Here is a 14,599-nt window from a genome sequence, read left to right on the forward strand (position 1 = left end):
GTGCGTTATCGTAAGGTCGCTCAGCTGAAGACGGTTGCCGATTTTAGGCAGCAGTTGGCCACGTTGGATTTGGATCTTCCGCTCGATGACCAGCCACTCTCGGCGACGACCGGCTCTCCCTTGGCCGAGCCAATCCAAGTTGCCTCGCTGAGCATCGGCAATCGTTTTTGCATTCATCCGATGGAAGGCTGGGATGCCATGCCGGATGGTAAACCGAGCGAATTGACGCTCCGCCGTTGGCAAAATTTTGGGCTCAGCGGAGCGAAATTGATTTGGGGAGGCGAAGCGGCCGCGGTGCGTCCCGACGGCCGGGCCAATCCTCGCCAGACGATGGCCGTCGACGACAATGAAGCCGGATTGAATCAGCTTCGCGAGACGTTGTTGGAAGCGCATCAAGCGACCTGTGGCACTTGCGACGATTTGGTTGTCGGTCTGCAACTCACCCACAGTGGGCGTTATTGTCGTCCCTGGGACAAAGTTAAACTCGAACCGCGGATCGCCTACCATCACCCCTTGCTCGATGCCCGCTGCGGGATCGCCGCCGAGGATGATGCGGTGGTTTGGACAGACAACCAGCTAGACGGTTTGGTGGAGGATTACGTGCGTGCCGCTCGGCTGGCCGAGCGTTGTGGTTTTGACTTTGTCGATGTCAAAGCCTGTCATGGCTACCTATTGCACGAATTCCTCTCCGCTCGCAATCGGCCGGGACGCTACGGGGGCGATCTTGCCGGTCGCACAAGGCTGTTGTTGACCATTATCGGCGCGGTGCGGGCCGCTTGTCCGAGCTTGGCCGTGGGTGTCCGCCTAAGCCTCTTTGATACGCTCCCTTACGAGCTGGGTGATCCAGTCGGACGGCCTGTGGCTTGGCCCGCCGAGGGACCCTACTTGGCCGGTTTCGGTTGTGACTCGCAAGATCCTTTGCAACTCGATCTCAGCGAACCGTTGCAGTTAATAGGTTGTCTGCAACAAGCGGGCGTCAGTTTGCTGAATCTGACTTGTGGCAGTCCCTATTACAATCCACACATCCAGCGGCCAGCCATCTTTCCGCCAAGTGATGGTTACGCGCCGCCGGAGGATCCGTTGTGTGGTGTCGACCGGCAGATTCAAGCGGTGCGGATTGCCAAGCAAGCTTATCCCGGCATGTTCATGGTCGGCAGTGGCTACACCTATTTGCAAGACTATCTGCCGCACGTGGCGCAAGCGACCGTTCGCGCGGGCTGGGTCGACTCGGTCGGTTTAGGCCGCATGGTGCTTTCCTATCCGCAGCTGCCGGCTGATGTGCTGGGTGGTAACGTCTGGCAGCGCAAACTAGTTTGCCGCACCTTCAGCGACTGCACCACGGCACCGCGGCTGGGCTTAGTCAGCGGTTGTTATCCGCTGGACGCTTTCTACAAAAAGCGTCCCGAGCGCGAGCAATTAAAAGCGTTCAAGCAATCGCCAACTTAACACGGGGCAGGAGCATTTTTGGGGTTTAGGCAATTCGGTCTTGCCTGTTTTAACTTAATGGCTCCCACCCCCATTTTCTTGCCAACGTTCTCTGGAGGTTTATGCGGAATGCTTACGCTGAGCTGACACTCGATCGCAACCAAGCGACTTAGTGAAACCCGAGGGGTCCCGCCGGGGATCGAACATCACACTCGGCATGGACACCGAACATCAGGCCCGACCCCAGCGAAGCCTCCTTGGGAGTACGAAGTCGGCCAGCTGAAGCCTCGAAAATATCCTCTACATCGAAGGTCTGGTCTCCGTGGGGCGGAGCAAAAAACGAAAATCCCAGCATCGTTCGAAGCGCTTTGCGCTCGCTCACGGCAAGCAGGCACTGGCGACATTCGCGGGGTAATTTTCGAAATCGATGCGAATGTTCCAACCGAATGAGGAACCGTTTTGCTGCCGGGGCGTCTCTGATGCGAGGTCGTTTGCCATCAAGTGTTCAGCCAGGCGTAGGCGACGTCCATTGATGAATTGTGGCATAGAGTCTTTGTCGATCAACTGGCTTGGTCGTGTAATCGCTGCATCCCGCCGCCATGCACTTTTCACGATCTCCGCTCATCGCGTGAGCGGTGAGAGCGACAATGGGCGTCGAGACTTGGTTCTCGCGCAATTGACGCGTTGCCGAATAGCCGTCCAGAACTGGCATCTGCATGTCCATTAGCACGATGTCGTAAGGTTCATCACTTGCCTGAGCTAGTTCGATTCGCTCGATCGCTTGTTGGCCGTTCTCAACAACCGTCACATCGGCCCCAGCCTTTTTCAATAGAAACGAAATCAAGCGTTGGTTGTCTGGACCGTCTTCGGCCAACAGGATGCGTGTGCCCTCGAGTTGTTTGGAAACTGTAGATGTCGTTGGAGCCGGTTCGCCACTCAGTTTTTTCGACTTTTTCACCGGTGGCTCGCTGGATACTCCTAGTTCAACAAAATCGCACTCTTGACCAATGGGCAATGCTACGGTGAATTGGCTACCCAATCCGTAAGTTGACTGAACCGACAGACGCCCACCGAGCATCTCAGCAAAGGCATTCGAAATACGCAGCCCCAAGCCGGTACCACCGAACCGGCGCGTCATGGAACTATCGGCTTGCGAAAAAGCCCCAAATCGTCCAACCCCTTCTACCTGCTCGGCGGTCATTCCAATGCCTGAATCTTTCACCCGAAATTCTAAGTGAGCCTCTTGGCCACGGGTGCATTCCAGTTCGATCGTGACCTCACCTATTTCTGTGAACTTCACTGCGTTACCGACCAAATTGAACAGAACTTGACGCAATCGAATCGGATCAGTGAGAATCGTGCGCGGTACCTTCGAGAGGATTTGCCTGCGTAAAGTCAGACCTTTTCCTAAAGCCTGAGCCTGAACCAGCGAGAAAACTTCATCAACCAAACTCACTGGGTCAGTCGGCAATTGCTCAACCGTCATTTTGCCCGCTTCAATCTTCGACATATCAAGAATGTCGTTAATAATCGCCAGCAAGTGGTCGCTGTTTCGGAAGATTGCCTGCAATGCGTTTCGCGATTCTTCAATCGATCGATCGCCATCCAAATCGCCGAGCAAGAGTTCGGCATATCCCAAAATGGCTGTCATGGGAGTACGAATCTCGTGGCTCATGTTCGCCAAAAATTCACTCTTCGCCACGTTGGCCGCTTCAGCATCGCGACGCGCTTGGCGAGCACGGGCTTCGATATCGAAACGTTCGAGCTCGCCCGCTGCTCGATCGCTGAACATTCGCATCGTCGATTCTTGCATCAGCGTAGGTGGCATCGAATCGGTATGAACGACCATAAGAATGCCGATGGGATTTCCCTTAGAATCTTGCAAACGCACTCCGGAATAACTTTCCGCTCCCATATCGACCAATATCTGGTCATTGGGGAAGAGCGTTGAGACGTTCTGCGCGACGCAGCAAAACGCATTCTCAGTCACTAAATGGCAGGGGGTGCCAGCTAAAGAATACTCAAATGGTCGAATTTGATGACCTTTGTGCCAACCTCCAACCAAGCGCGCGGTCAGTGGGTGTTCACAATCGGAGGTTCGAGCGATACCGACAAACGACAACTCGAATGACTCAGCAATTGCACGGGCCAAATTGCTCAACGTCGTATGTTCGTCTTGCCCGGCACGAACCTGTGCCAAGTTCTCATAGCTATTTGCAATTCGCTTGGATTCGTCGATATCGACGTGGACACCAATCATCCGGCGAGGCGAACCATCCACATCGCGCTCGATGACTTCGCCCATATTGCGAATCCAAAGCCATTTGCCATCTTTGCAGCGAAACCGGTGTTCGTTGACATAGCAAGAGACCTTATTTGCCAAGCAACTTTGTAAACCTTCCATGGCCTGCTTTAGATCGCCGGGATGGGCGAGCGTTTTCCAGGTTTCGTGCGTCATCGGCAGATCGCCAGGTTGGTAACCCAACATGGTGTAGAACGTATCATTAAAATACGTTTCACCGGTCTGAGTGTTCCAATCCCACAATCCGATTCGAGCCGCTTTCGTCGCCAGATTCAAGCGGTATTCAACATCTTGCTCCATCGTCCTCAAAGCACCACTCCTAGAGATAAAGTCTTGCAACGCCCCCTTCGGGATGTCTCCGATTCGTCCTGCTCTGAGAACTATCCGAAAAACGACGCGACAAACCAATTCTTGTTGCGCACAAGCGTTGTGAAAAAGCCAGAAAAAAATTCGAATAGATTGCTTTTCGATCTATTGTCGATCGTCGATTTCCGCACCAACAATCTAGCTTGCTTTAGAAAGTCTTCGACGCGATGGGACACATTTTGCACACGCATGCACACCGATAGAGTGTCGTCGCTCAAAGAACGTGCGACTTTCTTGAGTCCTTCCGGTCCAAACATACGATTCCTCTGCGTCAGCGGGCGACTTCGCTGGCATGAATCGTAGCAGTGGAGGCAACAGGCACAGTACCTCGAAATTACGCCACATCTGAACAGCAAAGACCCAACCTTTTCCCAGCGAAGCTTGATGACCCTCACGATGCTTTCCCCATAATCTCCTGTCCAGTGCGGTACGCCAGTCGTTCCAGCCTGCTTCGACGGAGGACGGGGCGGCGTGCCGTTCGGGCATCGGTTTGCCGGTCGCGGGGTCTCGGTTCGAAATGGGCAACATCATAATGCGTTTGCAGGCACGCTTATAGTCCTCTTCGGGGGAGGCTTCGCCGGGGTCGTACCCGAATGGCACTTAGTCGGCGTAAGTCTTACTCCTCATCGAGTTTATATACTTGTCTTGGCTCAATTTCGCGACCACTTACGTTTCCGCATTTAAGCTTCGATGCGAGCGAGCCAAGTTGGGGTGTCAATCACGTCGCTGATAAACATTTGCTGGGCGACCAGAATCGCTTCGTGGAGTTGTTCCGCCGTGACTGAGCCGGCTTTGTTTTCCACGTCCAGCGTCCCGGTGGCATCTCGCAAGAACTCCACGTTGTAGCCCTGATGAAAAGCTTGGCGGGCCGTGGTATCGCAGCAGACTTGCGTCATGTAACCGGCAATGCTGACGGTTTCTATGTTGTGCTGTTTGAGGAATGCATCGAGCGGCGTGTTGGTGAACGAGCCGGGTAATTGTTTATCGATCAGCACGTCGCGGGGGCGGCCTTCGACCTCCTCGTGTAGTTGCCACATCTCGCTGTCTTTGCGGAACACGGGCGATGCGGGGTCGGGCTGGTGATGCCGCACCACCACGGTAGGAATTTTTGCTTGCTGGGCCCGATCCATCACCTGCAAGATGCTTTCCAAATGCCCAGCCGGATGCCGAATCGGGAAGGCGCCGTCGAAATATTCGCGCTGCACGTCGATCACGATGAGGGCTCGTTTCATAAAAAGCTTCCTTGTGGTGTGTGTTGTGGGGATATCGCGAACAAGCTGTTGGTTGTTGATTGTAGGGGTCTAGCGATTGGGCATGCTCGAACACCCTACCGTCTGAATTTTTTCGCACAAAATCACCCTTCACGACTGGCATTCGCATATACGGTCGTATAGGATGCTGTCTGGTTAGTGTACATCTATCATCGTGACAGTTGATTCATCGGGTTTTTGGGGGGGCGAGTTTCCGCGAGCGGAGCCGTCTGTGGCCCCGGCGCCGGTTAGCTTAGCTTTCGCGATGACACGAGTTTCGCGATGACGGTTGTCTGCTGGCCCAACTTTGGTTTTTTGTATGTTCATTATCGATCGCCGACAATCATTTGGGTGTGATTTATGAGTGTGTCGCCAGCGCTGACAGAGCGTCAGCAAGCCGTTTATGACTTAATTCGCGAGTTGATTATTCGTCGCGGTTACGGTCCGACGGTGCGAGAGATAGGAGAGCACTTTGGGATTCGTTCACCGAACGGGGTGATGTGTCACCTCAAGGCGCTGGAGCGGAAGGGTTTGTTGCGGAGATGTCCGAATAAGTCGCGAGCGATTGAGTTGACTCAGATGGCCGATCGCAGCGGCACCGCCTTGCAGATGGCTGGACGCGTGGCGGCCGGCCCCACTACGCTTGCCTTTGAGCAGAATGACCGCATCGATTTGGGCGAATTATTTTATAAGGATAATCGCTTTATTCTGCAGGTTTCCGGGGATTCAATGATCAACGCGCACATCGCCGACGGCGACTACGTGATCGTCGAGCGTCGGGACTCGGCCGCTCCCGGTCAGATGGTCGTGGCTCAAACCAGCGAAGGTGAAGCGACGCTCAAGTACTGGTTCCCAGAAGGGGATCGAATCCGTTTGCAACCGGCAAACGATGAAATGGACCCCATTTACGTCAGCGACGCCAAAGTGATCGGTATCGCCGTTGGTGTGGTGCGGCCGAATTTGTAAAATATTTTGGCCGCCTTTGTCGCCGCTCAGCCGGCCGCTTTGCGATCAGCGGCCGCGTTCAGTTTGTTGTACAAGGTTTTTAAGCTGACACCTAACTCTGCGGCGGCGGCCGGTTTACTACCATCGTGCCGCCGCAAAGCGTCATCAATAGCGGTTAACTCCAGCTCCCGCAGACTAATCGGTCCCCCGCTGCGTAATTCCTTACGCAGTTGCCGGTCGCTGAACTGCCGCGGCAAGTGCTCGGCCTCGATCGGGGGCCGGTCGCACAAAATCGCGGCGTGTTCGATCACGTTCGCCAATTCTCGCACGTTTCCCGGCCAAACGTGACCCAACAGGAGGTCACGAGCCGCTGGGCTGAACAAGGCTTCGTCCGCACGAGAGTCTTTGCGAAATCTCCGCAGCAGGTGGGCCGCTAGCGGCATGATGTCGGAGACGCGTTCCCGCAGTGGCGGGACCATGATCTCAAAGGTGTTGATGCGGAACATCAAGTCTTCGCGGAATTCGCCCGCCTCCACCATCGCCTCGAGATCTCTGTGCGTGGCACAGATTACTCGCACGTCAATCTTTGTGGTTTGGTTATCACCGACGCGGCGAATTTCTCCCGCCTCCAGGACTCGCAATAATTTGGCCTGCATCGACAGCGGCAGCTCACCAATTTCGTCCAAAAAAATGGAGCCTTCGTTGGCGACCTCGAACAGTCCGGTGCGGGCTCCGTCAGCGCCGGTGAAAGCACCGCGGCAGTGTCCAAAGAGTTCGCTTTCGATCAAGTTTTCGGGGAGTGCGCCGCAGTTGATCGCGACAAAGGGCTTTTCAGCTCGCAAACTTTGAGCGTGCACTGATTTGGCCACCAGCTCTTTTCCGCAACCCGTTTCACCACGGATCAGCACGGTGCTGTCAGTGGGGGCCACTTTGGCAACCAACCGCCGAACATTTTCGACTGAGGGGTGATTGCCGACCATTTGGCCGTCCCCTTCGGCGCGTTGCAGGCGGTGCTGCAATGCGGCGACTTGGCGAGCCAGTTTATGTTGTTGGGAGACGCGTCCCAGCAACGAAGCCAGGTCGGCCAAGCGGCACGGTTTGGTGATGTAGTCGAAGGCTCCTTGGCGAAGGGCGGCAATCGCCGTTTCCTCGCTCGACTTGCCCGTGATCACCACCGCCTCGATGGCCGGGTGCAGTTGTTTGGCGCGGGAGAGCACTTCGATCCCGCCGATGCCCGGCATATCGAGATCGACCAGTAGGCAGTCAAAGGGCTCTTTTTCTAACGCGGCGACCGCTGTTTCCCCGTCTGGACAGACCGTCACGCGATGACCCATGCGGGGCAATTCTTCCCGCATCAGTTCCTGGAGTCCCGGTTCATCGTCGGCGAACAAGATCGCCAAACCTGTTTGATTAGGCTGCGAATGCGGTGCTTTTTTGTTCGACATCAGCGGATGCTTTGAGGGGAAAAGTTGCTTGGAGGGACGATCCACAACCGGGGCCGTCGCTGTGAGCCGTTAGCTGGCCACCATGTTGATTGACAATGCGATAAGTGATGCTCAAACCGAGTCCGGTGCCGCGGCCGTCGCGACGTCGCGTGAAAAATGGCTCGAAAAGGTTTACTAAAACCTCGCCGTTCATGCCACAACCGTTGTCTCGCACCATGATTTGGGCGTTTTCACCATGGGCAGAGACGTGGACTTCGACTTGCCCGTCCTTATCCACGCTTTCTAGAGCATTGGTTAATAAATTGAGCACCACCTGCTTGATTTGTTGCGGGTTAACATCGGCGATCACAGGCTGGGAGGTTTCGATTTGAATTGATTTGCAGCGATACTGGCCGAGCGTCCCGACCATGGCCACGACGTCGCGGACCAGTTCGTTGAGATCGGTCGGCGATTTTCGCACATCGCCCAGCCGGCTGAAATCGAGCAACCGCTCGGTAATTCCCTTGCAGCGAAAAGCCTCTTGTTGGATCCGCCGCAGGTTGTTTTTTAAGCTTTCGACTTGTTCCGTCGTGACAGCGGGTGGTTCGCTGGCGGTGGTCACGTCGGCATGCAGTAGGTCGTGTAAGCGAGATTCAAGTGCTTCCGCGCTCCAGGCGATCGAGGCGAGTGGGTTATTGATTTCATGCGCCACTCCGGCGGCCAGAAAACCGACGCTGGCCAACTGTTCCCGCTGCACGACTTCGCGAGTTCGATCGCGAACCTCTTGATCAAGATTCCGGCAAACGGCCTCGAGTTCATCATAGGTTTTCTGAAAGCGATCGGTCATCTGATTCATCGCTTGCGCCAGCTCCGCGAATTCGTCCCCGGTACCCAAGTGGATGCGGTGGTCGAGGTCGCCGCGAGCAACCAGTCGACTTCCGGCCAACAGGTCGCGGAACGGCTTGACCACCATGCGGCGAAACAGCCACAGCAAGGTCACCAGAATCAGCGTTGCGGCGGTCAGCGATGACCAGGCCAACGCGATCATCGTGCGGTATTCGCCTTTGACTTGGTTGCGGAAACCGGCCATCCGCTCTTGCAGTAGCTTCGGCAACCGCTCGGTTCCCTCGACCAGCAAATTCAGCTCGTGCAACAGCGACTCCAGTTCGCCGGAACTGAGCTGCGTCAAGCGAGCGTGCGCGGGGTCGTCGATGCGATCAAGTTGTTTGCCAAGCTGGTCGAGCACCGCCAACTGTTCGCTCTGATCGGAAAATAGCGAACCATCCTCGAGCGATCGTTCGAACTGGTCGCGATAGAGTGCCAGTGAGGTGCGATAGGTGCTCAGGGCCGTGTGAAAGCGATCGTTATCATATTGTCGCAGTGAGCCGAGCGTGTCGGCGGCGATCAGTGAGGTCCCGGATCTTGCCCCTTGGCGAATCCGGTAGCAAGAATCCCGCAGTTCGTCAGCGCTGCGGGTTAGTTTGCTGCTCAGGGGAAGTTCGGCCGCTCGCTCGCTGACGGTGACCGCCAGTTGCCGATAGCCGTATAGCCCCCAAAAGCCGCTGAACGCAAGTGTGCCGACAATGGCGGCCAACATGACGAGCGCGAAGAGCAGTTTGACGCGAATGGGCCAGCGTGCAAGCAACGTTCCCACCCTCCGTGAACTCAGTCATCGGGTAGGCTGCATGAACTTCCGTGTCACGCGAAAACTGGCCTCCCGGCGAACCTCGGTCCTAATTCTAACCAAGCGACCGCGATGGAGGCAATAACAACTGAAGGCCACGACGAGGTTTCTCGCGTGGCCTTCGGTGTTCTATATTTCAGTGCTGTGTCAGGGCAACCGCTGGGCATAGTCCAGCGGATTGGTAGACAGCGAGACCAAGCTCAGCTAGCGTCGTCGTCGTCGTCAATCGCGATGGGGATCGCAATCGCCGCTACGACGATGCCCACAATCACCAATGGGTTGGTTAAAATTCCGATTAAACCGCCCGAGCTGGCACCACGAGCAACTTCCGGATCGACTTGGTGAATCACGCCACGCTTCGCAGTCGCGGGCGCTTTGCCTTCTTCCCAAACGCGATAGTTGTTCAAGCCGCCGTGAGATACCACTTGGTAGATGCCTGGCTTCAGTCCAGCCGCGGAGAAACGACCATCGACGTCAGTCCGCAGGGTCGCCACCGGCTTGCCTTGCTGAGCAATCACCACGGGAGCGTCCGCGACACCCCGGCCAGCTTTGTCAACCAGTCCGCCAACCATCAGCCCATTTTGGAGGCTCAGGTCTTCGACCTGCTGATTGATCGGGATACCGTCTACCACTACCGCAGCAGCGACCGATGGATGGGGGATGCAGACCCCCAAGCAGGTCATCGCTACGATCGCGGCCCGAAAGATTTTGGAAGTCTTCATACCTGTTCCTACTCGCGTCGAACGTTGGATAGTCTACTGGTTTTTAGTTTCGGCTATCGGGATCGACATCCTTTAACACTTTCCCCAAATTGGGAGCTCAGCTGGCGTCGTCGTCGTCATCGAGAGCGAGTGGAATTGCGATTGCTGCGGCAATAACCAGTGCCAACACGAGAGGATTCGCTAAAATTCCCAGTAGTCCGCCGTTGGAGGGTGCACCACGAGCAACTTCGGGATCGACCTGGTGGATCACACCGCGCTTGGCATCTTTGGGAGCTTGATTGGCTGCAAAGGCACGGTGCGTGGTCACGGCACCATGGGATACGACCTGATATACGCCTGGCTTCAAACCCTTAGCGGCGAATCGGCCCTCCGCATCGGTTCGCAATTCAGCGACAGGTTTGCCTTGCTGACCAATCACTACCGGAGCGTCGGCCACTCCGCGACCATTCTTGTCGACCAATCCGCCGACCAGCACGCCATCGGTGAGGCTCAGATTTTCGATCGTCTGCTTGACGGGGATGCCGTCAACGATCACTGGTTCGTTGGCGAAACCTCGGCTTGGCATGACCACGCCCAAGCAGGTCATTGCCACCACCGCGACGCGAAACATTTTGGAAGTTTTCATGCCTATTTTCCTAACAAGCATCGAGCAAAATATAGTCCATTCATCTTCAGTTGTCGGCACGGCACCCTACCAACTTTGAGGAAAAGTCGGAAGAAATTGCTCGTGCGTCTTAGGGGGAGCGTGCGGGCTAGGAGGTTTAGAGCCTGCGCAGGCCGTCTTCGGTCATTGGGTTCGGTATGTCAACATCGATCTGGTCAATTTCCTCGAGCGCCGCCTCGTCGAGCACTAGATCGATCGCCGGCAACGCCTCTTCGAGCTGGGCTACCGAAGTGGCTCCCACCAATGTCGAGGCGACGAAGTCATGCTGCTTGCTCCACGCGAGCGCCAAGGCCGAAAGGCTGACACCGTGGGCTTGGGCCAGCGGCACCAAACGCTCGACCGTTTCCAACGTCCGTTGATTGACAAATCGCTGAGCCATTTTCAACTGTCGTTCCGCTCCGTTTTCTAGGTAATCGGTAAAGCGACCGCCAGGTGGATTGCCGTGATTGTATTTTCCAGTCAGCACGCCGCCGCCGAGGGGCGAGTAGGGCAGCAGGCTGATCTGCTCGCGACGACAGACCTGAGCCAGTTCATTTTCGCAGCGGCGATTGATCAAGCTGAAATTGTTTTGCACCGTCTCGTAGCGGCCGATATCTTGCCGATCAGCCATCCACAAACTTTTCATCAACCCCCAGCTGGTTTCATTGCTGCATCCGATGACGCGGATTTTCCCCTCCTGCTTCAGTTCTTCCAACGCGCCCAAAACTTCCTCGTAAGGCATTCCGTGGTCGGGCCAGTGGGTTTGGTACAAGTCGATGTATTCAGTTTGCAGACGCCGCAACGACTGTTCGCAGGCCAGCCGAATTTGGTGGCGGTCGAGCGCGCAGTGTTGCTCGCGAACCGGCGCGGCAAACCAGCCATGGGCCGGGCCGGTCACTTTGCTGGCGATAATGATCGAGTCACGGGGCTTGGACTGCAGCCAGCGTCCCAGAATCTCTTCGGTGACACCGACCGTCTCCCGAGTCGGCGGGACCGGGTAAATTTCAGCGGCGTCAAAAAAATCGATACCAGCTTCCACGGCTCGGTCGCAGATGGCTCGGGAGGTTGCCTCGTCGCACTGGGAGCCGAAAGTCATCGTCCCCATCCCGATCGCTGAGACCACGATTCCGCTGCGTCCAAGTCTTCGTCGTTGCATCGTAATTATGCCTTCGCATGGCTGGTGGTTTGCCGGTTACAATTTGACTTCGCTTCTTCTTTTATTCCCCTTTATGTTTTTCCACACGGAATCCCGCAATGGCCCACCCTGCTCAAATTCACTCGTCGCAAATGCACCCTGCACCAGCTCGTCGCTTGGCCGCGCCCCTGCTAGCTGGTTTGGCGATCGTCTCTCTGCTGCTGGTCGGCGGCCCCGCCTCGGCCAGCGACAAAGATTACCAGCTTGGCCCAGACTCGATGCCCAAGCCAGGGGTGCCCAGGGGGACTGTCACCGAACATGTGTGGGATCAAAGCAAAATCTTCCCGGGCACCACCCGTCGTTATTCGGTTTACGTGCCCGCGCAATATGACGGTTCACAGCCAGCCGCGCTGATGGTCTTTCAAGATGGGCACGCATATCTTGCTCCGCAGGGCCAATTTCGCGCGACTACGGTGATGGACAATTTGATTGCCGCCGGGGAGATGCCGATCACGATTGGGGTCTTCATTGATCCCGGTCACAAAGGAGCGTTGCCCGAGCAAGCGGGTTGGCGTCCCACTCCGGCGAATCGATCTTTCGAGTACGACACCCTCTCAGGCGATTACGCGGAATTTCTGCTCACGGAAATCTTGCCAGCCGTGGAGGCCGACTACAACATTACGGAACGTCCTGAGCTGCGCGCGATCGGCGGGATCAGCTCGGGAGGCATTTGCGCTTGGACCGTCGCTTGGGAACGTCCCGACTCGTTCCGCAAAGTGCTTTCGCATGTCGGCAGTTTCACTAACATCCGCGGCGGCCACAATTATCCAGCGCTGATCCGCAAGACGGAGCGGAAGCCCATTCGGGTCTTTCTGCAAGGTGGCGAGAATGATCTCGATAATGAGCACGGAAATTGGCCCTTGGCAAATCGCCAGATGGCCAAAGCGCTCGCCTTTAAGGATTACGATTATCAATTTGTGATGGGAACCGGCGAACACAGTGGTCAGCATGGTGGCGCGATTCTGCCCGAAAGCCTCCGCTGGCTGTGGCGCGGCTGGCAGGAAGAAAAGCAAGCCGAGCAGTAACGCGAACGATATCTTCAATGGGTTGCCCCATCAAGGCGATGAAAGGTGCCCGCGAATGACGCGAAAAAGCGTTAATAAGAATTGGTGGGAATGATATGGTGTTTGTCGCGTTGGTTTGATAGTCGATTAGGACGATTCTTGGGTCCTGTCCATTCGCGGCGATTGGCGTGATTAGTGGGCAATCATCTGCCTGCCAAAAAACTGGTCGCCTCGCTATAGACTTTCGCAGGAGCGAACGGAGACGTTGCTTAGGCCGCTCTGCGGAGCAATTGTAATAACGAGCGCGCACCTTCGCCTCGCAACAGGCTGGCGCGATAGATTCGGCCAGCAATCACAATCACGCCCGCGGCTGATAGCAATAGCAGGGCGGCTGAAAGTGGTGGTTGCCACACGGGAACCGCCGCTCCCGTTCCCAGTCGCAAGATCATCATCAATGGTGCTGAAGGAGGAAAGAAACTCATCCCCGTGGCGATCGCACCGTTGGGATCGCGGAGCGCGATTACCCAGATCATCATTGGGGCGGCCATCACCAGCCAAACTGGTAGCAATAAACTTTGTGCCTCTTTCAGTTGGCTGACGGCCGCTCCGACGGTCATGAAAATCGAGCTGTACAGCAATACGGCGGCAATCTGAAACACCAGAAACCAAGCCAACAGATGCATGGGCAAGAGGTGCAACATCTCATAACGGTACAGCATAAAAAGGCCACCGATGCCGTAAAGTAAAAAGATAATCATGGAACCGGCCACGTTACCGAGCAGTTTGCCAGCCATCATCTGCGTGGGTGTGACGGCGCCGAGCAATACTTCGCTGATGCGATGCGTCTTTTCTTCCATCGAACTTTCTAGCATCGGTTGCGCGGCCAAGAAGATGACCACAAACATCAGCATCATCATTAGAAAGGGTGCGAAGACGGTTGCCATTGATTCCTCCTCGCCCGCCTCTTCTTTGACGCCACCATCAGCATTTGTTTCGTCCTTGGAGGCGCGGTAAGGTCGCATGGCGGCGACTTGCACCGGTTGATCGGCGGCCGCGACCAGTTGTGGATCGATGCCAAGCTCTTGCAGACGCGTCACCCGCAGCGTGGTGTTCAGCACTCCGGCGACCCAACCGCGGACATCAGATAACGTCCCTGAATTGCTGATAAAACGAACTTTTCTGGCTTCCGCATCGGTAGCTGGATCATCAACTTCCGCGGGGATCTCGACCAATGCATAAATTTCTCCCGACCGTATCTGATCGCTGAGGCGAATGCGATCTTCGCTACTGAGCGGTGCTTGTTCGGTGGCTTCGATCAAATAAGTATCGCCTGGACCCTCGAGCGAACTTTCCATGTCGTCGCCCGACGCGTTGCCACCCTCGGCGTTTGCGTTGGCCGCTTGGATCACCTGGTTACGCTGCTCAGCGGCCGCTTGTAAGGTTTCCAGTAATTTGCCGCTGGCATCGGCGACAACAATTTTCCGCTCTTTGCTCCCTTCCATCTGGCTGACCAGTGGAATCACAAACAGGCCGCCCAGCATTAACACTGGCATTAGTACCAAGGTTAGCAAGAACGCTTTGGTGGCAATCATCGCGGTGTACTCGCGATGCGCTATGGTCAGGATGGTCGACATGTGGA

At 55.9% G+C, this 14,599-nt stretch carries 11 protein-coding genes; 3 read left to right on the plus strand and 8 right to left on the minus strand.

Annotation, left to right across the window (positions count from 1 at the left end):
• Positions 1 to 1,446, plus strand: coding sequence for an oxidoreductase (locus SH139x_RS01900; RefSeq protein ID WP_488356138.1), 1,446 nt, complete (start codon positions 1 to 3; stop codon positions 1,444 to 1,446).
• 484 nt (positions 1,447 to 1,930) lie between these two features.
• Here SH139x_RS01900 and SH139x_RS01905 read toward each other — a convergent pair whose 3' ends face one another.
• Both SH139x_RS01905 and SH139x_RS01910 read right to left on the minus strand, forming a co-directional pair.
• Positions 1,931 to 4,027 carry an ATP-binding protein gene (locus tag SH139x_RS01905; RefSeq protein WP_488356139.1) on the minus strand — a complete coding sequence of 699 codons (2,097 nt, stop codon included), beginning with the start codon at positions 4,025 to 4,027 and terminating at the stop codon, positions 1,931 to 1,933.
• Positions 4,028 to 4,773: 746 nt separating this feature from the next.
• Positions 4,774 to 5,325: a cysteine hydrolase family protein gene (locus tag SH139x_RS01910; protein ID WP_488353601.1), complete on the minus strand. Its 552-nt coding sequence runs from the start codon at positions 5,323 to 5,325 to the stop codon at positions 4,774 to 4,776.
• A 378-nt stretch (positions 5,326 to 5,703) separates the two neighbouring features.
• Between SH139x_RS01910 and lexA the strand changes: the two genes are divergently transcribed.
• A complete protein-coding gene (gene lexA, locus SH139x_RS01915; RefSeq protein ID WP_488353602.1) occupies positions 5,704 to 6,309 on the plus strand; it encodes a transcriptional repressor LexA in 606 nt (201 codons plus the stop codon).
• A 26-nt stretch (positions 6,310 to 6,335) separates the two neighbouring features.
• Here the strand turns inward: lexA and SH139x_RS01920 are convergent, their stop codons facing one another.
• The 5 genes from SH139x_RS01920 to SH139x_RS01940 all read right to left on the minus strand — a co-directional run bounded on the left by SH139x_RS01920 (position 6,336) and on the right by SH139x_RS01940 (position 11,917).
• Positions 6,336 to 7,733 (minus strand): sigma-54-dependent transcriptional regulator, encoded by a 1,398-nt coding sequence (locus SH139x_RS01920; protein WP_488353603.1) that lies wholly within the window; start codon positions 7,731 to 7,733, stop codon positions 6,336 to 6,338.
• Entirely contained in the window at positions 7,699 to 9,357 is a 1,659-nt protein-coding gene (locus SH139x_RS01925; RefSeq protein ID WP_488353604.1) for a sensor histidine kinase, read from the minus strand. The genes SH139x_RS01920 and SH139x_RS01925 overlap by 35 nt, the downstream gene beginning before the upstream one ends.
• 239 nt (positions 9,358 to 9,596) lie before the next feature.
• A complete protein-coding gene (locus SH139x_RS01930) occupies positions 9,597 to 10,118 on the minus strand; it encodes a carboxypeptidase-like regulatory domain-containing protein (RefSeq protein ID WP_488353605.1) in 522 nt (173 codons plus the stop codon).
• 97 nt (positions 10,119 to 10,215) lie between these two features.
• Positions 10,216 to 10,743 (minus strand): carboxypeptidase-like regulatory domain-containing protein, encoded by a 528-nt coding sequence (locus SH139x_RS01935; RefSeq protein WP_488353606.1) that lies wholly within the window; start codon positions 10,741 to 10,743, stop codon positions 10,216 to 10,218.
• A 136-nt stretch (positions 10,744 to 10,879) separates the two neighbouring features.
• Positions 10,880 to 11,917 carry an aldo/keto reductase gene (locus SH139x_RS01940; RefSeq protein WP_488353607.1) on the minus strand — a complete coding sequence of 346 codons (1,038 nt, stop codon included), beginning with the start codon at positions 11,915 to 11,917 and terminating at the stop codon, positions 10,880 to 10,882.
• Positions 11,918 to 12,015: 98 nt separating this feature from the next.
• Between SH139x_RS01940 and SH139x_RS01945 the strand changes: the two genes are divergently transcribed.
• Positions 12,016 to 12,981 (plus strand): alpha/beta hydrolase, encoded by a 966-nt coding sequence (locus tag SH139x_RS01945; RefSeq protein ID WP_488353608.1) that lies wholly within the window; start codon positions 12,016 to 12,018, stop codon positions 12,979 to 12,981.
• Between the two features lie 248 nt (positions 12,982 to 13,229).
• Here the strand turns inward: SH139x_RS01945 and SH139x_RS01950 are convergent, their stop codons facing one another.
• On the minus strand, positions 13,230 to 14,594 hold the full coding sequence (locus tag SH139x_RS01950; protein WP_488353609.1) for an ABC transporter permease: 1,365 nt from the start codon (positions 14,592 to 14,594) through the stop codon (positions 13,230 to 13,232).
• Positions 14,595 to 14,599: the final 5 nt, after the last annotated feature.

This window comes from Kothea flammea (assembly GCF_052161645.1).
Classification (GTDB): domain Bacteria; phylum Planctomycetota; class Planctomycetia; order Pirellulales; family Pirellulaceae; genus Laterigemmans.